This window comes from Gemmata obscuriglobus, assembly GCF_008065095.1.
In the GTDB taxonomy this organism is placed as follows: domain Bacteria; phylum Planctomycetota; class Planctomycetia; order Gemmatales; family Gemmataceae; genus Gemmata; species Gemmata obscuriglobus.
On sequence record NZ_CP042911.1, the window covers coordinates 7,044,403 to 7,064,803 of the forward strand.

At 66.3% G+C, this 20,401-nt stretch carries 16 protein-coding genes; 15 read left to right on the forward strand and 1 reads right to left on the reverse strand.

Annotation, left to right across the window (positions count from 1 at the left end; all coding sequences use genetic code 11):
• Nucleotides 1-147 precede the first annotated feature (147 nt).
• Nucleotides 148-2,952, reverse strand: a complete 2,805-nt coding sequence (locus GobsT_RS29110; RefSeq protein ID WP_010042800.1) for an MGH1-like glycoside hydrolase domain-containing protein — start codon at nucleotides 2,950-2,952, stop codon at nucleotides 148-150.
• Nucleotides 2,953-3,190: 238 nt separating this feature from the next.
• Here GobsT_RS29110 and GobsT_RS29115 point away from each other — a divergent pair, with 238 nt between their 5' ends.
• From GobsT_RS29115 to mscL, 15 genes are all read left to right on the forward strand, one after another.
• The gene (locus tag GobsT_RS29115; RefSeq protein ID WP_010042799.1) at nucleotides 3,191-4,495 is read left to right on the forward strand and encodes an outer membrane protein assembly factor BamB family protein; all 1,305 of its coding nucleotides are present in this window, start codon (nucleotides 3,191-3,193) and stop codon (nucleotides 4,493-4,495) included.
• A 179-nt stretch (nucleotides 4,496-4,674) separates the two neighbouring features.
• A complete protein-coding gene (gene nhaA, locus GobsT_RS29120) occupies nucleotides 4,675-6,021 on the forward strand; it encodes a Na+/H+ antiporter NhaA (RefSeq protein WP_010042796.1) in 1,347 nt (448 codons plus the stop codon).
• Between the two features lie 104 nt (nucleotides 6,022-6,125).
• Nucleotides 6,126-7,202, forward strand: coding sequence for a glycine cleavage system aminomethyltransferase GcvT (gcvT, locus tag GobsT_RS29125; protein WP_010042794.1), 1,077 nt, complete (start codon nucleotides 6,126-6,128; stop codon nucleotides 7,200-7,202).
• A gap of 40 nt (nucleotides 7,203-7,242) precedes the next feature.
• Entirely contained in the window at nucleotides 7,243-7,632 is a 390-nt protein-coding gene (gene gcvH / locus GobsT_RS29130) for a glycine cleavage system protein GcvH (protein ID WP_010042792.1), read from the forward strand.
• Between the two features lie 107 nt (nucleotides 7,633-7,739).
• The gene (gene gcvPA / locus GobsT_RS29135; RefSeq protein ID WP_010042788.1) at nucleotides 7,740-9,086 is read left to right on the forward strand and encodes an aminomethyl-transferring glycine dehydrogenase subunit GcvPA; all 1,347 of its coding nucleotides are present in this window, start codon (nucleotides 7,740-7,742) and stop codon (nucleotides 9,084-9,086) included.
• Nucleotides 9,087-9,097: 11 nt separating this feature from the next.
• Entirely contained in the window at nucleotides 9,098-9,889 is a 792-nt protein-coding gene (locus tag GobsT_RS29140) for a DUF4058 family protein (RefSeq protein WP_010042787.1), read from the forward strand.
• Between the two features lie 117 nt (nucleotides 9,890-10,006).
• Nucleotides 10,007-10,798 (forward strand): DUF4058 family protein, encoded by a 792-nt coding sequence (locus GobsT_RS29145; RefSeq protein WP_010042785.1) that lies wholly within the window; start codon nucleotides 10,007-10,009, stop codon nucleotides 10,796-10,798.
• Nucleotides 10,795-11,610, forward strand: coding sequence for a TIGR02996 domain-containing protein (locus GobsT_RS29150; RefSeq protein ID WP_010042783.1), 816 nt, complete (start codon nucleotides 10,795-10,797; stop codon nucleotides 11,608-11,610). The genes GobsT_RS29145 and GobsT_RS29150 overlap by 4 nt, the downstream gene beginning before the upstream one ends.
• Before the next feature lie 7 nt (nucleotides 11,611-11,617).
• Entirely contained in the window at nucleotides 11,618-13,156 is a 1,539-nt protein-coding gene (gcvPB, locus tag GobsT_RS29155) for an aminomethyl-transferring glycine dehydrogenase subunit GcvPB (RefSeq protein WP_010042781.1), read from the forward strand.
• A gap of 63 nt (nucleotides 13,157-13,219) precedes the next feature.
• The gene (locus GobsT_RS29160) at nucleotides 13,220-13,567 is read left to right on the forward strand and encodes a YbjQ family protein (protein WP_010042779.1); all 348 of its coding nucleotides are present in this window, start codon (nucleotides 13,220-13,222) and stop codon (nucleotides 13,565-13,567) included.
• Nucleotides 13,568-13,823: 256 nt separating this feature from the next.
• Nucleotides 13,824-14,276 (forward strand): MOSC domain-containing protein, encoded by a 453-nt coding sequence (locus GobsT_RS29165; protein WP_010042777.1) that lies wholly within the window; start codon nucleotides 13,824-13,826, stop codon nucleotides 14,274-14,276.
• 229 nt (nucleotides 14,277-14,505) lie between these two features.
• Nucleotides 14,506-17,781, forward strand: a complete 3,276-nt coding sequence (locus tag GobsT_RS39035; RefSeq protein WP_010042774.1) for a S1C family serine protease — start codon at nucleotides 14,506-14,508, stop codon at nucleotides 17,779-17,781.
• Between the two features lie 309 nt (nucleotides 17,782-18,090).
• Nucleotides 18,091-18,318, forward strand: a complete 228-nt coding sequence (locus tag GobsT_RS29175; RefSeq protein ID WP_010042772.1) for a hypothetical protein — start codon at nucleotides 18,091-18,093, stop codon at nucleotides 18,316-18,318.
• 82 nt (nucleotides 18,319-18,400) lie between these two features.
• The gene (locus GobsT_RS29180) at nucleotides 18,401-19,804 is read left to right on the forward strand and encodes an arylsulfatase (protein ID WP_010042770.1); all 1,404 of its coding nucleotides are present in this window, start codon (nucleotides 18,401-18,403) and stop codon (nucleotides 19,802-19,804) included.
• A 143-nt stretch (nucleotides 19,805-19,947) separates the two neighbouring features.
• Complete coding sequence (mscL, locus tag GobsT_RS29185; RefSeq protein WP_010042768.1) at nucleotides 19,948-20,370, forward strand: large-conductance mechanosensitive channel protein MscL; 423 nt, start codon at nucleotides 19,948-19,950, stop codon at nucleotides 20,368-20,370.
• Nucleotides 20,371-20,401 lie beyond the last annotated feature (31 nt).

The following is a 20,401-nucleotide window of genomic DNA, read 5'->3' on the forward strand; positions in this document are numbered from 1 at the left end:
CCGCCGCATTCGATCCAATACGCGTACCAAAACGGGGCTACACCCGCCTGCTGACGCAGGCGGTTCGACCGTAGTTTGTCGAACCGCCTGCGTCAGCAGGCGGGTGGCGCACACATGCTACGAACTTGAAACTACTCGATCCGGAACTCAATGTTGTCCGGTACGTGCGGACGTTCCCACTGATACGCCCGCGGGCTGGCCCTGAATCGGGGCCGGTTCCGCGGCCAGCAACTCGTCGTAGAGCTTCTCACCGCGGCGCGGCACCAGCAGTTTCGCCACCAGCGCGGTCCAGCCGGTCTGGTGGCTCGCGCCGAGCCCGGCGCCGTGGTCGCCGTGGAAGAACTCGTGGAACAGCAGGTAGTCCCGGAAGTGCGGGTCGTCCTGGAGCTTGTCGTACTTCCCGAAGCACGGCCGGTGCCCGTTCACGTCCCGGAGGAACAGGCGCGTCAGGCGCCGGGTGAGTTCGACCCCGGCTTCCTGAACGGTGATCTCTTTCCCGCTGCCCACCGGGAACTCGATCTTGAAGTCGGTGCCGTAGTAGTGGTGGAACTTCTGAAGGCTCTCGATGATGAGGAAGTTCACCGGGAACCAGACCGGCCCGCGCCAGTTCGAGTTGCCACCGAACATCCCGGTGTCCGAATCGCCCGGGACGTAACCGACCGTCACGCTGTGCCCGCTCATGCGGAACGTGTACGGCTGGTCGTGGTGGTACCGGGACAGCCCGCGCACGCCGAACGGGCTGAGGAACTCGTTCTCGTCCAGCACCCGCGCCAGCAGCTTCTTCATCCGGTGCCCGCGCAGCAGCGAGAGCAGCCGGCGCTCGCCGCGCCCGGGCTCGAACCACCGCGACACCAGGCCCGCGAGGTCCGCGCGGTTGTCCAGCACCCACCGCATCCGGTTCGCGAAGTTCGGCATCTTCGCCAGCAGCTCGGGCTCCAGCACCTCCACCGCGTACAGCGGGATCAGGCCCACCATCGAGCGCACCTTCAGGCGCTCCACGCGGCCGTCCGGCAGGGTCAGCTCGTCGTAGTAGAACCCGTCCTCCTCGTCCCACAGCCCGACGCCCTTCCCGGCCATGTCGGTCATGGCCTTCGCGATCCCGAGGAAGTGCTCGAAGAACTTGATCGCGATGTCCTCGTACACCGGGTTGCGCGTCGCCAGCTCCAGGGCGATGCGCATCAGGTTGAGCGCGTACATCGCCATCCACGCGGTGCCGTCGGCCTGGTTGATGAAGCCGCCGGTCGGCAGCGGGTGGCTGCGGTCGAACACGCCAATGTTGTCGAGCCCCAGGAACCCGCCCTGGAACACGTTCCGGCCCTGCGCGTCCTTGCGGTTCACCCACCAGGTGAAGTTGATCATCAGCTTGTGGAACACCCGCTCCAGGAAGTCCCAGTCCGCGTCGCACGCGTCCTCTTCGTGGTCCCCGTGCTGGACGTGCCCGCCGGTCCGGGCCATGTGGCGGTACTTGCGGTCGATCTGGAACACCCGCCACGCGGCCCAGGCGTGGACCGGCGGGTTCGCGTCCGAGAAGTTCCACTCGTAGGCCGGCAACTGGCCGTTCGGGTGCATGTACCACTCGCGGCACAGCAGCAGCAGTTGGTCCTTGGCGAACTCCGGGTCGAACGGCGCGAACGCGACCGCGTGGAACGCCGAGTCCCACCCGGCGAACCACGGGTACTCCCACTTGTCCGGCATCGACAGGATGTCGGACGCCTTGAAGTGCTGCCAGTCGCTGTTCCGCGCGTACCACCGCTGCTCCGGCGGGGTGATCGTCGCGGCGTCGCCCTTGAGCCAGCGGTACGTGTCGTACTGGTAGAACTGCTTGGTCCAGATCAGCCCCGCGACCGCCTGGCGCTGCACCCGGCGGGCGTCCTCGTCCGGGATGTCCTTCTGGAACGCCGCGAAGTAGGTGTCGGCCTCGGCGATGCGGTCGGCGAAGATCTGGTCGAAGTTGACGAACGGGTCGTCCGGGCCGTCCGACGCGTGCCGGAGCCGGCACCGCACGGTGACCGACTCGCCCGCGGGGACGCTGAACTGGTAATGCGCCGCCGCCTTCGTCCCCGTACCATCGGGGCTCACCGCTCCCTTGTTCTGGCGGATCACGTACTCGTGGAAGGCGTCTTTGAAGTAGCCCTCCGCGGGGGAGTTGAACAGCGCCGGCGAGTTGGTCTCGTTGTCGGTGAAGAGGTACCCGAGGCGCGTGAGCGACGGCACGCCCTCGTGGAACGTGTCGTTCGAGCGGGTCGCCCCGCCGGCCCAGAACCGGTACGCGTCCCACTCGGGGTGGAACAGCTTCAGCCCGCCGTGCGACGAGTGCATGATCGCCGGGCGCGGCTGGTCCGGCTTCCAGGCCCACGTGTTGCGGAACCACAGTTGCGGGAGGACGTGCAGCTCGGCCGCGTCCGGGCCGCGGTTGTGCGCGGTGACGCGCATCAGGATGTCGCGCGGCCCGACCTTCGCGTACTCCACGAACACGTCGAAGTAGCGGTTGTCGTCGAACGCGCCGGTGTCGAGCAGCTCGTACTCGGGCTCGTACCGGCTGCGGCGCTTGTTCTCCTGCTGGAGGGGCTCATACGGGAACGCGCGCTGCGGGTACTTGTAGAGGAACTTCAGGTAGCTGTGCGTCGGCGTGGCGTCGAGGTGGTAGTACAGCTCCTTCACGTCCTCGCCGTGGTTCCCGTCCTCGTTGGGGAGCCCGAACAGCCGCTCCTTGAGGATGGGGTCTTGCCCGTTCCACAGCGCCAGCCCGAGGCACAGGTACTGCTGGTCGTCGCTGAGGCCCGCGAGGCCGTCCTCGCCCCACCGGTACGCGCGGCGGTGCGCGTGCCAGAACGGGAAGTACGCCCACGGGTCGCCGGTGCCGGAGTAGTCCTCGCGGACGGTGCTCCACTGCCGGTCCGACAGGTACGGCCCCCACCGCCGCCACGACGGCAGCTCGGCGAGGTCGTTCATCCGATCGAGTTCGGGATTCGACGCGGGCATGTAGAGAGGTCCCATGCGAACCCCGCCCGCGAGGGCGGGGGTAGTTCGGGCGAACCCGCACGGTGCGCGCGGCCGCGCCGCCTTCGCGGGCGGGCGCCTGAGGGGTTCGCAAAGCAGTTTAGCTCGCTACGGCCGGCTTGTCCGTTGTAACCGCCAGTTCTTCCCGGTACGCTTAACCCGGCTGTCCCGCCTAACCGGAACCTGTCGCATGCGCACCCGCCTCTCCCTCGCGACCCTCGCGCTCGCTTTCGCCTCGCTTTCGTTCGCCGCGGACTCGTGGCCGGGGTTCCGCGGGCCGACGGCCGACGGGCACTCTCCGAGCAAGAACCCGCCCACCAAGTGGAGCGAAAAGGAGACCGTCGCCTGGAAGACCGAGATCCACGGTAAAGGGTGGTCGTCGCCGGTGGTGCTCGGCGATCAGGTGTGGGTGACCACCTCCGACGAGGTGCTCGATCCCGCGCCGCCGAAGAAGAAGGGCGGGCCACCGGCCAACCCGGTGAAAGAGGTGAGCCTGTTCGCGGTCGGGCTGGACCGCAAGACCGGCAAGGTGCTCCACGACCTGAAGCTCGGCCGCGTTCGGAACCCGCAGTACTGCCACCCGTTCAACACCTACGCGTCCGGCACGCCGTTCCTCGAAGAGGGCCGGCTGTACGCCCACTTCGGCAGCCTCGGTACGTTCTGCATCGACACCCACACCGGAAAGACGCTCTGGGAGCGGCTCGACTTCAAATGCGACCACTTCCGCGGCCCCGGCTCGTCGGTCGCGGTGTACGGCGACCTCGTGTACCTGATCTTCGACGGTGCCGACCTTCAGTACGTGGTCGCGCTCGACAAGAAGACCGGGGAGACCAAATGGAAGGCTGACCGGAAGATCAAGTACGGCCCCGGCCCGGCCGACGGCGACCACAAGAAGGCCTACGCCACGCCCGCGCTGCTGAAACTCGCCGGGAAGGACTCCTTGGTGTGCCCGTCGGCCGAATGCACGATCGCTTACGACCCGAAAAGCGGCGCGGAGCAGTGGCGGTTCGCGCACGGCGGGATGAACGGCTCGCTCCGCCCGGTGCTGGCGAACGGGCTCCTGTACGCCACCAGCGGGAGCAGCGGCAAGCTGTTCGCGCTCAAGCCCGACGTGCTCAAGGGCGAGGTGCCGAAAGACGCGGTCGCGTGGCAGGTCGCAAAGGGGGTGTCGGTGCGGCCGTCGCCGATCGTGGTGGGCAACCTGCTGTTCATGGCCGCGGACAACGGCGTCGCAACCTGTCTCGACGCGGTGAGCGGGAAACTCCACTGGACCGAGCGGTTGGACGGCGAGTTCTCGGCGTCCCCGGTGTACGCGAACGGCAACGTGTACTTCTGCAACCAGATCGGTAAAACGTTCGTGGTGAAGGCCGCCGCCTCATACGAGCTACTGGCGGAAAACCGCCTCGACGGCGGGTTCATGGCGTCGCCCGCGATCGCCTGGGACGAGTTGTTCCTGCGGACCAAAACGCACCTCTACGCAATCGGGAAGAAGTAAGAACTCAAAGCCGAAGAGAAGTGGCCACAAAAAAGCACAAAGCGCACAAAAGGAAGCAAAAGGCGAAGACAGAAGAAGTGTTTAAAACTCACTCATCTGCTTTGATCTTCTGCTTCCTTTTGTGCGCCTTGTGCTTTTTTGTGGCCGCTCTTCTGTCTTTCTGACCGGGGAATTTGTTGATGGCTCATCCCGCACGCACGAACCCGCACCTGCCGGTGCCGCCGATCGCCCGGGTGGCGCGCCCGCTTGCCCGGTTCCTCCGGATCGAGTCCGCCAGCGGGATCGTCCTGCTGCTCTGTACCGTGATCGCCCTGGCGCTCGCGAACAGTACCGCCGCGGACGCGTACCACCGCCTTTGGCACACCCACGTCCAACTCGAAGTCGGCACCTTCAAGCTCGGCGGTGAGCTGGGCCACTTCTTCGTGAACGACGTGCTGATGACGGTGTTCTTCTTCGTCGTCGGTCTGGAGATCAAGCGCGAGCTGGTCGCGGGCGAATTGCGGGACGCGCGAAAGGCGGCGCTGCCAGTGGCGGCGGCGCTAGGCGGGATGCTGGTGCCGGCCGGCATTTACATGGCGCTCCAGGCGAACGCGCTCGGCCGGCCGGAGTTCCGCGGCTGGGGCGTGCCGATGGCCACCGACATCGCGTTCGTGGTCGGCGTGATGGCGGTGCTCGGGAAGCGCGTGCCGCTCGGGCTGAAGATCATGCTGCTGTCGCTCGCCATCGCCGACGACATCGGCGCGGTGGTCGTGATCGCGGCGTTCTACAGCACCGGGCTGGACTGGCTCATGCTCCTGCTCGCGGCAGGCGGGTTCGCGGCGGTGCGGATCATGAACGCGACCGGCGTGCGTTCGGTTCCGGTGTACACGATCATCGGGGCCGGCATCTGGCTCGCGGTGTACAAGTCCGGCGTTCACCCGACGGTCGCGGGCGTACTGCTCGGGCTGCTCACGCCGTCGGAGGTGTGGATCGGCCGGGATGCGTTGCGGCTCTCACTGCGGGACGTGCTCGGCCGCGTCGAGGACGAGAACGACGACCCGGACGCGCACGAACTCGCGGTGATGGCGTTCGCGGCGCAGGAGAGCGTGTCGCCGCTGGAGCGGCTCGAGCACAAGCTGCACCCGTGGGTCGGGTTCGCCATCATGCCGCTGTTCGCGCTGGCCAACGCCGGGGTTCACATCGAGCCGAGCGCGGTCACGGAGCCGGTCGCGATAGCGGTCGCGCTGGGGTTACTGCTGGGCAAGCCGATCGGCGTGGTGTTGTTCAGCTTCATCGCGGTCCGGCTCGGCGTCGCGCGCCTGCCGCAGGGGGTGACGTGGCCGGTGCTGCTCGGCGGCGGGCTCCTCGCGGGCATCGGGTTCACGATGTCGCTGTTCGTCGCGGGGCTGGCGTTCGAGGGCCACGCACTGTTGCTCGCGGAGGCGAAAATCGGCATCCTCCTCGGCTCCGCGCTCAGCGCACTGTTCGGTACCGGCGTGCTGCTTACGTCACTACGTGGGAATCCACAGGCAAAAAGTCCACATTGAGCTTGACAGGGGTATCTAGAAATCGGTTCGGATCGGGCTACGATACTCAGAGCGGGGCGGTTCCACGTCGGGGCCGCCCCGCATCGTTTTTTATCGGGCTCACCATGTCGAACCTGCGCACGCCGCTGTACCAGTGGCACGTCGATCACAAAGCGCGGATGGTGCCGTTCGGCGGCTGGGAGATGCCGGTGCAGTACGCCGGGATCGCGCCCGAGCACAAAGCGGTGCGGTCCGGGGCCGGGCTGTTCGACATCTCGCACATGGCGCGGGTGAACTTTGACGGCCCCGACGTGCTCGCGTTTCTGGAGCGGGTGTTCACCAACTCCGTTGCCACCATGAAGGCGGGGCAGGTCCGCTACGGGCTGGTGTGCAAGGAGGACGGCGGCATCCTCGACGACATCCTCGTGTACCGCCTGCCGGGCAGCTTCGCGGCGGTCGTCAACGCCAGCAACCGCGAGAAGATCCTCGCGTGGTTCGCGCAGCAGCGCACCGGGCTGGCGGTCGAGGTGGACGACCGCACCCCCGCCACGACGATGATCGCGGTGCAAGGGCCGAAGGCGGTGGAGCTGGTCGCGGGGGTGTTCGCGGACGACGTGAGCGCGCTGAAGTACTACTTCGCAACGCCCAGCCACTACCTCGGCAGCCCGTGCGTGGTGAGCCGCACCGGGTACACCGGCGAGGACGGGTTCGAGGTGATCGTGCCGAACGCGCTCGGCGAGCCGCTGTGGAACGAGTTCGTCGCGAAGGGGGCCGTGCCGTGCGGGCTGGGGGCGCGGGACACACTCCGGCTCGAAGCCGCCATGCCGCTGTACGGCCACGAGCTGAACGAGGGCGTGAACCCGATCCAGGCCGGGCTGGCGTGGGCGGTCAAACTCGACAAGGGCGACTTCCTCGGCCGCGACGCGATCCAGAAAGCCGCAACCGCGACCGAACCGGTGCGGGTGGGGTTGGAAATTGAGGGCAAGCGCGCCGCCCGCGAGGGGTGCCCGGTGCTCGCCGGGGGGCGACCGGTCGGCGGCGTCACCAGCGGGAGCCTGTGCCCGTGGCTGGACAAGTCGCTCGCGATGGGCTACGTCGAACCGGCGGCCGCCGCGGTGGGCACCAAACTCGAAGTGGACCTGCGCGGCGCCAAATTGCCCGCGACCGTCGTTCAGCTGCCGTTCTACAAACGGAAGAAGTGAGGGCGCGCCGCGCCCGCGTCATTCAAGGAGCTAGCTCATCATGGCGAACCCGTCGAACCTGAAGTACGCGACCACGCACGAGTGGGCCAAACTGGACGGCGACACGGTGGTTGTGGGCATCACCGCGTTCGCGGTTGAGCAACTGACCGAGCCGACCTACCTGGAGCTGCCCGCGGTGGGCACGGCGCTGGCCCCGGGCGGGAAGTTCGGCGTGATCGAGTCGTACAAGTCCACCTCGGACCTGTACTCGCCGGTCGCGGGGACGGTGGTGGAGCGGAACGACCCGCTGACGGGCGACCCGAAGCCGGTGTACGACGACGCCTTCGGCGCCGGGTGGATGCTGAAGATCAAGCTGTCCCCGGGCGCGACGCTCGACCACCTGCTGAGCGCCGAGCAGTACGACCAGCAGCTCGCGACCGAAGGCCACTAACCGTTCGGGCCGCAGGTCGTGAGGTCGCAAAGTCAGTTCAGACGGGGCGGCTTTGCGACCGGGCGACGTGTGACTCCCGTTATGACTACCGGTCGCAGGAGAACTTCGTGTCTTACGTGCTGAACACCCCGGACGATCAGAAGGCGATGCTGGCCGCGATCGGGGTTTCGTCGGTCGAGGAGCTGTTCGCCAACATCCCGCCGGAGCTGCGCCTCCCGCGCGAGCTGAACGTCCCGGCCGCGATGTCGGAGATGGAACTCCAGGCGCACCTGTCGCGGGTCCTCGCCAAGAACAAGGCCGCGGGCGATCTGGTGTGCTTCCTCGGCGGCGGCGCGTACGACCACTTCATCCCGTCCGTTGTCGATGTGGTCGCGGGGCGGAGCGAGTTCTACACCGCGTACACGCCGTACCAGGCCGAAGCCAGCCAGGGCACCCTCCAGGCGGTCTTCGAGTACCAGTCGCTGATGTGCGAACTCACCGGCCTCGGGCTCGCCAACGCGAGCCTCTACGAGGGCGGGTCGAGCGTCGTGGAAGCGGCGTTGATGGCGCTCGGGATCACCAAGCGCACGGAGATCCTGATCGCGGACAGCGTCCACCCCGAGTACCGGCAGACGCTGGCGACCTACGCCGCCACGCTCAACTGCACCGTCCGCACGATCGCGTGCCCGGACGGGGTGCTGAACCCCGCCGACGTGCTGGCCGCGGTGAGCGACAAGACCGCGTGCGTGATCGCTCAGTCGCCGAACTTCTTCGGGCACATCGAAGACATGAAGGCGATCGGCGCCGCCGCGCACAAGACGGGCGCGCTGTTCGTCGCGAGCTTCGATCCGGTTTCGCAGGGGCTGCTGAAGAAGCCGGCGGAGTACGGCGCCGACATCGCGGTGGCCGAAGGACAGGGGCTGGGCGTGCCGCTCCAGTACGGCGGGCCGTACCTGGGCATCCTCGCGTGCCACGACGAGATGGCGTACCGGCGGAAGATCCCCGGGCGCATCGTCGGCGAGACCACCGACCGCAACGGGAAGCGCTCCTGGGTGCTGACGCTCCAGCCGCGCGAGCAGCACATCGCGCGTGAGAAGGCGACGAGCAACATTTGCAGCAACCAGGGGCTCCTGGCGCTGCGGGCGGCGGTGTACCTGAGCGCCGTCGGCCCGCAGGGGCTCAAGGAGACCGCCGAGCTGTGCGTGCGGAAGGCGCACTACGCCGCGGAGCAACTGACGAAGGTCCCGGGCGTGTCGCTCCGCTTCCAGGCGCCGTTCGTGAAAGAGTTCACGCTGAAGGTGCCGGGCGACCCGGCGGCCGTGCTGGCGAAGCTCCGCGCCGCCGGCTACCACGCTGGGCTGCCGCTGGGCCGGTGGTATCCTGGGTTGGCCGACTGCGTCTCCGTGGCAGTGACCGAGAAGCGGACGAAGGCCGAAATCGACGGACTCGCGGAGGCGCTGAAGGCGAGCATTTAGGAGGCCCCGTAATGCCGTCGCCGTTCCCCGGAATGGACCCGTGGCTGGAGCGCCCAATGGTGTTCCCGGACGTTCATCACGGGCTCATTACCTATTTGAAGGCGGCAATCTTCGCGGCGCTCCCGCCCGGCTACACCGTTTCCACTTCCAACCGCGTGTGGGTGGATATCGAGCCGGATGTCATCGTTGTTGGTCCCGATCCGGCGCCGGGTGACGGGGCGCACCTGGCGGCCACGATGTCAGCCGCCGGGCTACTTGCGATCAAAGCAGATGAGGTGCTCTCGGACCCGATTGAGGAGCCGTACCTGGCGATCGTCTCCGGCGAGGGCGACCGGTTGGTGACGGCGGTCGAGGTGCTGAGCTTGGCGAACAAGCGGGCCGAGGACCGCGGGCGGACCTCGTACCGGCACAAGCAGAACGAGTATCGGCTTTCGAACGTGAACGTGGTGGAGATCGACCTGTTGCGCGGCGGCCCGCACACGACGGCGGTTCCGCTCCCCCGGTTGCGAGCGGTAGCCCCCAACTGCGATTACCACATCAGCGTGATGGTGGCTGGCTCGCCAAGGCACTACTTCGTCGCGCCGATCACGTTGGCCGATCGGTTGCCACATGTACCGATTCCGCTCGACTCCGGGGTGGAACCGGTCACCATCGATTTGCAAGCGGTGTTTGACCGGTGTTACGACGAGGGCGGGTTCGCGCGCCGCGTGAAGTACGCCAAACAGCAACCGGAGCCGTCGTTGACGCGCGAGCAGCAGGCGTGGGCGGAAGACCTCCTCCGCACGAAGGGGCTGCTGCCGTGAACGAGGACGAGGGCGAGGCGTTTATTCGCGCGATCGTAGGAGTCGCCATTGAGTGAGTCGTGCGGTAGGGGCGGGGCCGTTCTGAGCGTGTGAGTAAAGTCGTGAGGAGATAGGCCAATGCCATCGCCGTTTCCGGGAATGGACCCGTGGCTTGAAGGCGAGGAGGTGTTCCCAGACCTCCACCACACGTTGATCACGTACCTTCGCGACGTCGTGAACGCGGCGCTGCCTCCAGGTTACGTTGCGACGACAGCTAACCGCGTGTGGGTAGACGACGAGCTGCGCCGCGAGCCGGACGTGGCCCTGTTCGGCCGGGACCGCGGTTCGAACGGCGGTGATGGAATCGCGGTCGCCCTGGAGGGACTGGTTGCGATCGGCCAGCGCCTCTCCCCGGAGCCGATCGAGGAGCCTTACCTGGAAATCGTGTCCGCAAAGGGCCGGCGGCTCGTCACCGCGGTCGAGGTGATCAGCCTGACGAACAAAAAAGCCGGTGAGCAGGGGCGGAAGACATACCAGGACAAGCAGCACGAATACGCACTCTCAGGCGTGCATCTGGTAGAAATCGACCTGCTCCGTCGCGGCCCGCACGTGACCGCGACGCCGCTCCGGGAACTGCACAAGCGACTCGGAACCTTCGACTACCACGTGAGCGTGGTGGTCGGCGGGGTGGTGCCGTCGCACTTCGCGGTGGGCGTCAAGCTGGCGGACCGGTTGCCGGCGTTCGAGATCCCGCTGGACCGCGACGTGCCACCGGTCCGGGTGGACCTCCAACCGCTCCTCGACCGCTGTTACGACAGCGGTAAGTATGCGGTGCTGGCGAACTATCGCGAGCCGTGCGATCCGCCGCTAGCGCCCGAGCAGCAGGCGTGGGCGGAAGACGTCATCCGCGCGCGGGGACTGCTGCCGTGAGCGAGGACGAGGCGTTTATCCGGGCGATCGTGGACAGCCCTGGGGATGACACCCCGCGGCTGGTGTACGCCGACTGGCTCGACGACCGCGCCGACCCGCGGGGGCCGTACCTCCGCGCCGAGCGCGAGGCCGTTGAGACGGGCGACATCGCGCGGCTGCGCGAACTCGCGGCGGGGCTCGATCCGGTGTGGATAGCTCGCGTGAGTATGCCGCCGGTCGGGGTGTGCGTTGAGCACGTTGAACTGGAAAGGCGCGGGCCAACCGTGTCTCGTGCCGACATTGCTGCCATAGAGAGCACAATCAGCGCCAGTTTTCCACCGGATTACGTTGCGTTCTTACTGAACTACAACGGCGGCGAAGTACCTGCTTTTCCGCGCGTTCAGACTGCCGAAGGTGAAATCACCCGCGTATTCGAGTCCGGTTGGGTATTTGCTTCTTGCGGGCAGGTAAAGCGGTACCAGTTACGCCCGGATGGTTTTGATTTGCTCAGTGGGCAAGGCGCCGGACATCTGCTGCCACTCATTGAACCCGTTGAAAGCTGGCTTACACGCCACGTCGTCATCGGTCGCGGTCCGGATGTAATTGACTGGATGTTCCTTGGCGTTGATGGCGCGGATCGCGGGAAGCTTCACTTTCTCGACACGAGCACCGAGATCGAAGCTGGCGTTCGGCATGCGATGAATAAGCCGCCAAGGGCAACGAGCCTCGCGGAGTTTCTTGCGTCGCTTTCTGATCCCGGTTGGTTAGGTTTGGTTCCAGGAAATGAACTCCCGCCAGCGGAAATACGCGGCGGCAATGAGATTCCGTTCTGAGTGAGCTATGAACAACACGCAATCGACCGAAGTGATTTTCGAGCTCTCGAAGCCCGGGCGCCGGTGCCACCGGCTGCCCGCGTGCGACGTGCCGGCGTCGAAGCCGCTCGCGGAGCTGATCCCGCAAGATCACCTCGCCAGCAGCCCGCCGCCGCTGCCCGAAGTGGGCGAGATCGACCTGATCCGCCACTACACGAACCTGTCGGCTCGCAACATGAGCATCGACACCAACTTCTACCCGCTCGGGTCGTGTACCATGAAGTACAACCCGAAGCGGCACGAGCGGCTCGCCGCGCTCCCGCAGTACGCGAACCTGCACCCGCTCCAGCACGACGACACCACTCAGGGGATGCTCGAGATCCTCTTCGAGATGCAGCAGTTCCTGGCGGAGATCAGCGGGCTGCCGGCGGTGTCGCTGCAACCCGCCGCCGGGGCGCACGGCGAACTCGCGGCGCTGTTCGTCGCGGCGGCGTACTTCAAAGATAAGGGCGAGACGCACCGCAAGAAGGTGCTCGTCCCCGACTCCGCGCACGGCACCAACCCCGCCAGCGCCGCGCTCGCCGGGTTCGACACCGTCACCGTGAAGAGCGGGCCGAACGGGCTCGTCGACCTCAACGACCTGAAGGCGAAACTCGGCGACGACACCGCCGTGTTCATGATCACCAACCCGAACACGCTCGGGCTGTTCGAGACGCAGATCAAGACGATCACCGACCTGCTGCACAGCAAGGGCGCGCTGGTCTACCTCGACGGCGCCAACATGAACGCCATCATGGGCATGACCCGCCCAGGCGACTTCGGCGCGGACATGCAGCACTACAACGTCCACAAGACGTTCACCGGCCCGCACGGCGGCGGTGGCCCCGGGTCCGGGCCTATTGCTGTGAGGGACTTCCTCGCCCCGTACCTTCCGGCCCCGGTGGTGGTGAAGGACGGCGACCGGTTCAAGCTGAACTTCGACATGCCCAAGAGCATCGGGCGCGTGCGGAGCTTCTTCGGCAACGTCGGCATCCTGTTCCGCGGGTACTGTTACATCCGCACGCTCGGGCCGGACGGGTTGAAGCAGGCCAGCCAGCAGGCGGTGCTCAACGCAAACTACCTGCGCAAGCGGATCAGCGAGGGGTTCGAGATCCCGCACGCTGGCCCGTGCATGCACGAGTTCGTCGCCAGCGGCCGGAACCTGCTCCGCGAGAAGAAGATCCGGGCCATCGACCTGTGCAAGCGGCTCCTCGACTTCGGGTACCACGCGCCCACCGTGTACTTCCCGATGGTGGTGGCCGAGGCGCTCATGATGGAGCCCACCGAGACCGAGAGCAAGGAGACGCTCGACGCCTTCGCCGACGCGCTCCTGAAGATCAAGGACGAGGACCCGGAGACGCTCAAGACCGCGCCGCACACGCACATCGTGAGCCGGCCCGACGAGGTGAAGGCCGCGAAGGAGCCGCGGCTCCGCTGGCGCGCCGCCCCGGCGGTGACGGTCCCGTCGAGCGCGGTCCCGGCGGCCGAGCGGGTCGTGACCACGGGCAGCCCGGTCGGCAGCCCGTAAAGAGAAACCCGTGGCCGGCGAACCATAAGCAGGGAACGATCCTCACTCCTGGTAGGGCCGGCCATGGCGGACAAAGAACCGCGGTTGATCGTGACGACCGCGATGGGCGTGGACGGGTTCGAGGTGGCCGAGTACCTCGGCGTGGTGCGCGGGATCGTGGTCCGCGCCGCGACCATCACACAGGGCATTCGCGGCGCGTTCGGCAGCTTTTTCGGGGGGAATGTTGCCGCATACGAAGAGGTGTGTGAGCAGGCACGCTCGGACGCGTTCAAGCGGATGGCCCGGCAGGCCCGCGAGATCGGTGCCGACGCCGTCATCGGCATGGCCTACGACGCGACCGAGTTCGCCCCGAACGTGACCGAGGTGTTGGCCTACGGCACCGCGGTCACGCTTCGCCCGAAGTCCGCATAGCAAACTGGTCTTCCGGTTCGTGCGATGAAAACTGTTTGACAGGATAGACAGGATTTCAAAGACGGTCGCGCGCTAGATCCGACCTTCCTCTTCGATCCTGTCATATCTTGTTAATCCTGTCGAAAACCCCTTCGCGCCGTGACAATTTTCTCAAACCGAAGCGCTCTCGCTGTGACTGGCCGGGTAGGCCAAAATGTTACGACCTGCGATCTTCCGGGCGCGTCCACGCCCGTCTGACTTGAGAGGTGATGGAGGTATGGCGCACGTCACCAGCATCGTTTACCGTCCGAAAAAGACCGGCCGTCCCCAAGACCGCTACGAGCGCGTTCCGGCCGAGCGCGTGCAACTCGCCCCGTTCAAGGGAATCGTCGGCGACCAGAAGGGCGGTTCCACGAAGCGCCAACTCAACATCATGCTCGCCGAGACGCTCGCCGAACTCGGCGCCGAGGGCTTCAAGGTCGCACCGGGCGAAATGGGCGAGCAGATCGTGCTCACCGGCCTCGCCCCGGCGGCGCTCGCGGAAGGCACGCAACTCAGGCTCGGCGGTGCGGTGATCGAGGTCGGCATTCTGCGCACCGGGTGCGCGCGGTTCGAGATGATCCAGGGCCGGCCGCGCGGTCTCGTCAAAGGCCGGCTCGGTGTCCTCGCAACCGTCGTGAGCGGGGGCGAGGTGGCGGTCGGTGACGCGGTTGAGGTCGTGCCGAGCTAATCGCCACCTCGAGCCCCGCGACGGCACGCAGGCAAATGGGACGAGTGGGGCCGGTCCCGATCGCGCCTGTCACCACACCACAGCCAGGATGCACACAGGGCTCGGGGTGAGGTCACTTCACGGTGTTCGGTGCCAGATGAACACACTTCAATGACGTGGGAAATCCGTTGACACGCGCACTTTGTAACGCTCTCATCAATCAATTGCAACGCACTCCGCAGGGCCACACATGCGTCGATTGATTGCCCTCGCCACGGGGCTTTTGCTGCTCGTTAACGGAATTCGCGCCGATGACGCCATCCCGGCCGAAACGGTCGTGAGCGTCAAACGCGCCACCGCTTACATCCGGGCTGAAGGCACAAACTGGAACGGCACGGGCTCCGGGTTCGTCATTTCGGTGAATAAAGATACGGTCCTGCTTGCCACCAATTACCACGTTATTTCCAGCCCGAGTGCCGAAAAACGACAACGGCCGGCCGAGTTCACCACCAGCACCAAACAGGTCACCGTAACGGCAGTGTTCAACGGTGGGACCAAGAACGAGGTGGAGTCGCGGGCCGAGGTGATCGCGTGCGATCCCGACAACGATCTCGCTATCCTCCGTGTAACGGGCCTCAAGGCCCCGCCGGCGGCGATCGATTTTGCCAGCGCGCCCGCCCCCGTCGAAACAATGACGGTCTACACGTTCGGCTACCCGTTCGGGCAGTCGCTCGCGACGGGCAAGGGCGCGCCGGCGATTACTGTGGGTAAGGCGTCGGTATCGAGCCTGCGGTTGGACGACGCCGGCGAACTCAGCCGGGTGCAGATCGACGGCTCTCTGAACCCCGGCAACAGCGGCGGCCCGATGGTCGATACCAAGGGGCGACTCGTGGGCGTCGCCGTCTCCCGCGTCCGCGACGGCCAGGGCATCGGGTTCGCAGTTCCGGCGGCCGAGTTGGGGCGGCTCATGAAGGGACGAATGGGCGGCGTGCATCTGACCGCCCGGAAGGGGGACGACAACAAACTCGTCGTGAAGGCCGAGGTCGGGCTGATCGATCCGCTGGCGGCGCTCAAAGGAGCCACCCTGCACTACGTCGTCGTCGCGCCCAAGGGGGCACTGCCGAAACCGGGCGAACCGGTGAGCAAACACCCCGGAGCGAAGTCGGCCGTGCTCAAGTTCGACGGCGGAGTGGCCACGGCCGAACTGACGCTTGGGGCCACCGACGGCGAGATCGTTGTCCAGGCCGTCCCGGATGGCGTGCCGACCGGCGCCGGCCGCGTTCGCACCTTTCCGCTTACCGTTCCCAAGGGTGCCAAGGCGGTCGTGCTCGGCGAACCGGGCGTTCCCGGCGGCGCCGGTGCCGGGGAAACGGCCGCCCCGCGCGGGTGGAAGGAGTACACCCCGCCAAACAAGACGTTTAAAGTCTGGTTCCCCGACAACGTGAAGGTCGAAGAAGAGCAAAAGGCCACGCCGATCCAGATCGACGATCCCGCGCCCGCGGCGCCGTTCCCGGCAATGCCACAGTTTCCAGCCATGCCCCCGATCCCGGCCCCGCCGCCGCTGCCCGGCTTCCCTCCGCCCCGGTTCCCGGCGCTACCTCCTCCGCCCCGGTTCCCGGCTCTGCCTCAACCGCCCCGGCTCCCGAACCTCTTTAACAGGGTCTACATCAACGTCAGTTCGGCCGTTTGTGCCGTGCCCGACGGTCCGAGTTACGTCGTCGAGCAGGTCATCATCACCCCGCCCCGGGGGCCGGTCAACGCGGACGAGATCCACCGCCTGCTCCGCCAGGTGGCAATGGGTAAAGGAGACGCAAAGGTTACGCGTGAAACGGACGTGCAGATGGGGCCGTTCAAGGGCAAAGAGTACCTGATCGAGCGGGAGCGGGGGGCGGTCCGCGCCCGATCGTTCGTCATCGGCAGCAGTTTCTACCTGCTCCGCTCGATCGGCTCCCTCGACGAGGTCCAGTCCGCGGACAGCACACGGTTCCTGGAATCCTGCCGGCTTGAGAAGCCGGCGCCGCCACCACCCGCCGTTCCGGGAGCAACCGTCGCCGGTGGGACCCCGCACGACACCACGTTCAACGACCCTGTGCCCGCCAAGGGTGCCCTCGTCGGGGTCGAGTTCGGTTTGGGGAAAATCGGCGAAAACAGGACGGTGACTGCGGCCCGCGCGGTGTTCCAGGTGGGCGGTACCGAGTCGTACGGCCCGTGGCACGGGCCGGAGCCGGCACCCGCTGACAAATCCAGGGTGGTTGCGAAGACGGGCTACGTGCTGACCGGGCTGAGCGTCCGTGCCACGGCGTTCTGGGTGCAAGGCGTCACCGCGACGTTTACGAAACAAACTGAGGGCAAGCTCGATCCAAAGGACAGCTACGAAAGCGACCCGATCGGCTCCAAAGACGGCCCCGACAGCGTGGCGGTAGGTGGAAAGGCGGAGGCCCCGATCGGGTTCGTGGGCAAGACAGGTGCGCGCGGGCTGAGCGGCCTCGGGTTGGCGTTCAAAGCCGTTGGGGCCCCGCCCCCGGCGCGTGCGACCACACGCGGGCCGCGCACCCACGGCGGCGCACACGACTCGGAACACCGCGAGGTCGCCCCCGCCGGCGGCTACCTCATCGGACTGGAAGTCGGCATGAGCAAGTGGTTCAACAACGATGTCGTCGGGTCGGTGCGCGCGGTTTACCGCACCGGGGATAAAGAAACGCTCGGCGAACAGTTCGGAACACTTGCGGGTCCGGCGGTGAAGGTCGTGGCCAAACCGGGGTACGCGGTCGGCGCGCTGGCCCTGAAAGCCAGGGGCGGGCTGGACAGTATCGTGATCACGTTCATGAAGGTCGTGGACGGCAAACTGGACCCGAAAGACAGTTACGAGAGCGAACGCCTCGGCGGACCCGGCGGACCCGGCGGACGCGAGCCGGTCCGAGTGGGCGGCGACGGTACACTCGTCGTCGGGCTCCTCGCCCGGGCGAACCACAAGGACGTGACCGGGCTGGGGCTGATCTACCCGGACACCAACAAACCGGGGTTGGACGCGCCGTGGCCCCGTGGGCTCCCCACTCAGATTCAAGGCGGGGGTGGTGACCCCGAGTTCCGCGAAGTCGGCCCCGAAGGCTCGGTCCTGGTCGGGCTCGAGGTCGGTGTCGGGCGGTTCTTCGACAATCCGGTAATCAAGTGCGTCCGCCCGGTGTTCCGCGGCGGCGATAAGGAAACCACGGGTGAGTGGCACGGACCGACCGATCAGACGGTGGTGAAAGAGTTCGTCAAGGTGGTCGCCAAGCCGGGCTACGCCGTGGGGGTGCTGACGGTCCGGACGGGACTCGGGGCGGACGGGCTTTCGATCACGTTCATGAAGGTCGTGGACGGCAAGCTCGATCCAAAAGACAGTTACGAAAGCGAATGGGTGGGCGGGAAAGGTGGCGGCGAAGGAAAAGTCGGGGACGGGACGCTGGCCATCGGGCTGATCGGAAAAGCCCGTGCCGACACCGTCAGCGGGTTCGGCTTGCTTCACCCCATTGCACCGAAGAAGTAAAGTGGCGTGCGGCTCGAACGGAAGCCGTGTGCCTTATTGTGGCACGGTCCCGTAATAGACCGCATGAGCCGCCCCGGACCGCGTCACAAGAATGGGTCGTTTGCCAACGGCTCGAGCTGACGCGGCCGGTACGAAGCGCAACGTTCCGGCAACGGATTCCACATACCATCCCAACTCGCGCACGCTGCGTGCGTGTGCGACAATTCGCGCCGATTCTCCTCAATTCCGACCCGGTGCGAGCGAACAACAGAATGAATTCGGGTGTCGGTTCGCGGCACGATCCCCGTTTAACGCCAGGGGAGGCATCCGATGGTTACGTTCTTTCGCGCGTCTGTTCGCGCTTTACTGCTGCTGGTCGCGCTCCTCGCCCCCGCGCGGCACGCTCTCGCGACCGAAACGACCGTGCCGACCACCGCGGCGCGGACCGACCCCACAGAGTCCGATGACGACTCCGACGGGTGGCTCATTGTCGCGGGGTTAGTCGGTGCGGTCGTACTCGTCGCCTGGATCGCGAGCCGCCTCGGCGAGGACCAGTAGCGCCGTGCGGCGCCCACATTTTCGGTTGACACATTTCGCGTGAGCACGACACTGACGGCACCCCTAACCGGAGGTGCCGTTCGTGTTCCGTACCGCTGCCGTGTTCCTCGCCGTCGCACTATTGGCCCCGTCGGGACGAGCCGCCGACGCCCCCAAGCCGAACATCGTGCTCATCGTCGCCGACGACCTCGGGTGCTTCGAGTTGGGGTGCTACGGCCAGACCAAGATCAAGACGCCCCACATCGACAAGCTGGCGCAAGGGGGCGCGAAGTTCACGCGGTTCTACTCGGGCAGCCCGGTGTGCGCGCCGTCGCGGTGCGTGCTCATGACCGGCAAGCACTCCGGCCACGCCACCGTCCGCAACAACGTCGAGGCGAAGCCGGAAGGGCAGTTCCCGATCCGCGCCGAGGACGTGACGGTCGCCGACGCGCTCAAGGCGCATGGGTACGCGACCGGCGCGATGGGCAAGTGGGGGCTCGGCATGTTCGACACCGCCGGCAGCCCGCTGAAGCACGGGTTCGACCTGTTCTTCGGGTACAACTGCCAGCGCCACGCCCACAGCCACTACCCGACCTACATCTACCGCAACGACAAGCGCGTCGAGCTGAAGGGGAACGACGGCAAGACCGGGAAGCAGTTCACACAGGACCTTTTCGAAGAAGAAGCGCTGGGGTTCATTGAAGCGAACAAGGCGAAACCGTTCTTCCTGTACCTACCGTTCACGGTGCCGCACGTCGCGGTACAGGTGCCCGAAGACTCGCTCAACGAGTACAAGGGGCAGCTGGGCGACGACCCCGCCTACGACGGGAAAAAGGGCTACCAACCGCACCCGGCCCCGCACGCCGGCTACGCCGCAATGGTCACCCGTATGGACCGCAGCGTCGGCCGCGTCGTCGAGAAGTTGAACGCGCTGGGACTGGAGAAGAACACGCTGGTGCTGTTCACCAGCGACAACGGCCCGACGCACAACGTCGGCGGGGCGGATTCGAGCTTCTTCAACTCTGCGGGCAAGCTGCGCGGGCTGAAGGGGAGCGTGTACGAAGGCGGCATCCGCGTGCCGTTCATCGCGTACCAGCCCGGCACAATTAAAGCAGGGACCGAGTCTGACGCGCCGCTCTACTTCCCCGATGTCCTCCCGACGCTGTGTGCGTTCGCCGGCACAAAGGCCCCGAGTGCGATCGACGGCATCAGCTTCTTGCCGCTGCTGAAGGGTGAGAAGCAGCCAACGCACGACTTCCTGTACTGGGAGTTCTCGGGGTACGGCGGCCAGCAGGCGGTCATTGAAGGCGAATGGAAAGCGGTCCGTCAGGCGCTCGGAATGGGTGGGGTGAAGACGGAACTTTACAACCTCGCCAAAGACCCGTCGGAGAAGGAAGACGTGGCGGCCAAGAATCCCGCGGTCCTCGCCCGGCTCGAAAAGCGGTTGAAGAACGAGCACACGCCGAACTCGAACTTCCCGCTACAAACGATCGACCCGAAAAAGTAGTTCGGTCCGGCGACCGGGTAACCGGTACTGGTGGAACGATACCGCCGGAGCCGCATCGCATCACACGGCAGGATGTCCCCTTCGGAACGGTTTTCGCTTCTCGACGCGGCAACGGCTCCATTTCCTAACCCCGGGCGAGTTCCATGCGGTCGTTCTTCGAGGAGTTCAAGAAGTTCATCCTGCGCGGGAACGTGGTCGATCTGGCGGTCGGCGTCGTGATCGGCACCGCGTTCGGCAAGATCGTCGATTCGCTGGTGCGCGACATCTTCATGCCGATCGTCGGGCTGCTCACCGGCGGGTTCGACGTGTCGGCGCAGTCGGTCACGCTTTACAAGGACGCCAAACTCGCCTGGGGCTCGTTCGCGCAGACGGTCATCACGTTCGTCATCGTCGGGTTCTGCATGTTCCTCGTCGTGAAGGGCATGAACGCACTACACAAGTACGTGCTCAAAGGCGACGAGGGAGCGCCGGTCGTCGAGCCCACCCCCACCGAAAAGCTGCTGACCGAGATCCGCGACCTCCTCAAACAGCAAGCGGCCCCGCCGCCACCGGCGCCGCCCGCGTAACGCGGTTGTAAGGAGCCTCTCAAGTTCACCT

What these genes read in the sequence shown, in the direction of transcription:
- GobsT_RS29110 (WP_010042800.1), bottom strand. Translation starts at nt 2,952, where the DNA reads ATGAACGACCTCGCCGAGCTGCCGTCGTGGCGGCGGTGGGGGCCGTAC.
- GobsT_RS29115 (WP_010042799.1), top strand. Translation starts at nt 3,191, where the DNA reads ATGCGCACCCGCCTCTCCCTCGCGACCCTCGCGCTCGCTTTCGCCTCG.
- nhaA (WP_010042796.1), top strand. Translation starts at nt 4,675, where the DNA reads ATGGCTCATCCCGCACGCACGAACCCGCACCTGCCGGTGCCGCCGATC.
- gcvT (WP_010042794.1), top strand. Translation starts at nt 6,126, where the DNA reads ATGTCGAACCTGCGCACGCCGCTGTACCAGTGGCACGTCGATCACAAA.
- gcvH (WP_010042792.1), top strand. Translation starts at nt 7,243, where the DNA reads ATGGCGAACCCGTCGAACCTGAAGTACGCGACCACGCACGAGTGGGCC.
- GobsT_RS29140 (WP_010042787.1), top strand. Translation starts at nt 9,098, where the DNA reads ATGCCGTCGCCGTTCCCCGGAATGGACCCGTGGCTGGAGCGCCCAATG.
- GobsT_RS29145 (WP_010042785.1), top strand. Translation starts at nt 10,007, where the DNA reads ATGCCATCGCCGTTTCCGGGAATGGACCCGTGGCTTGAAGGCGAGGAG.
- gcvPB (WP_010042781.1), top strand. Translation starts at nt 11,618, where the DNA reads ATGAACAACACGCAATCGACCGAAGTGATTTTCGAGCTCTCGAAGCCC.
- GobsT_RS29160 (WP_010042779.1), top strand. Translation starts at nt 13,220, where the DNA reads ATGGCGGACAAAGAACCGCGGTTGATCGTGACGACCGCGATGGGCGTG.
- GobsT_RS29165 (WP_010042777.1), top strand. Translation starts at nt 13,824, where the DNA reads ATGGCGCACGTCACCAGCATCGTTTACCGTCCGAAAAAGACCGGCCGT.
- GobsT_RS39035 (WP_010042774.1), top strand. Translation starts at nt 14,506, where the DNA reads ATGCGTCGATTGATTGCCCTCGCCACGGGGCTTTTGCTGCTCGTTAAC.
- GobsT_RS29175 (WP_010042772.1), top strand. Translation starts at nt 18,091, where the DNA reads ATGGTTACGTTCTTTCGCGCGTCTGTTCGCGCTTTACTGCTGCTGGTC.
- mscL (WP_010042768.1), top strand. Translation starts at nt 19,948, where the DNA reads ATGCGGTCGTTCTTCGAGGAGTTCAAGAAGTTCATCCTGCGCGGGAAC.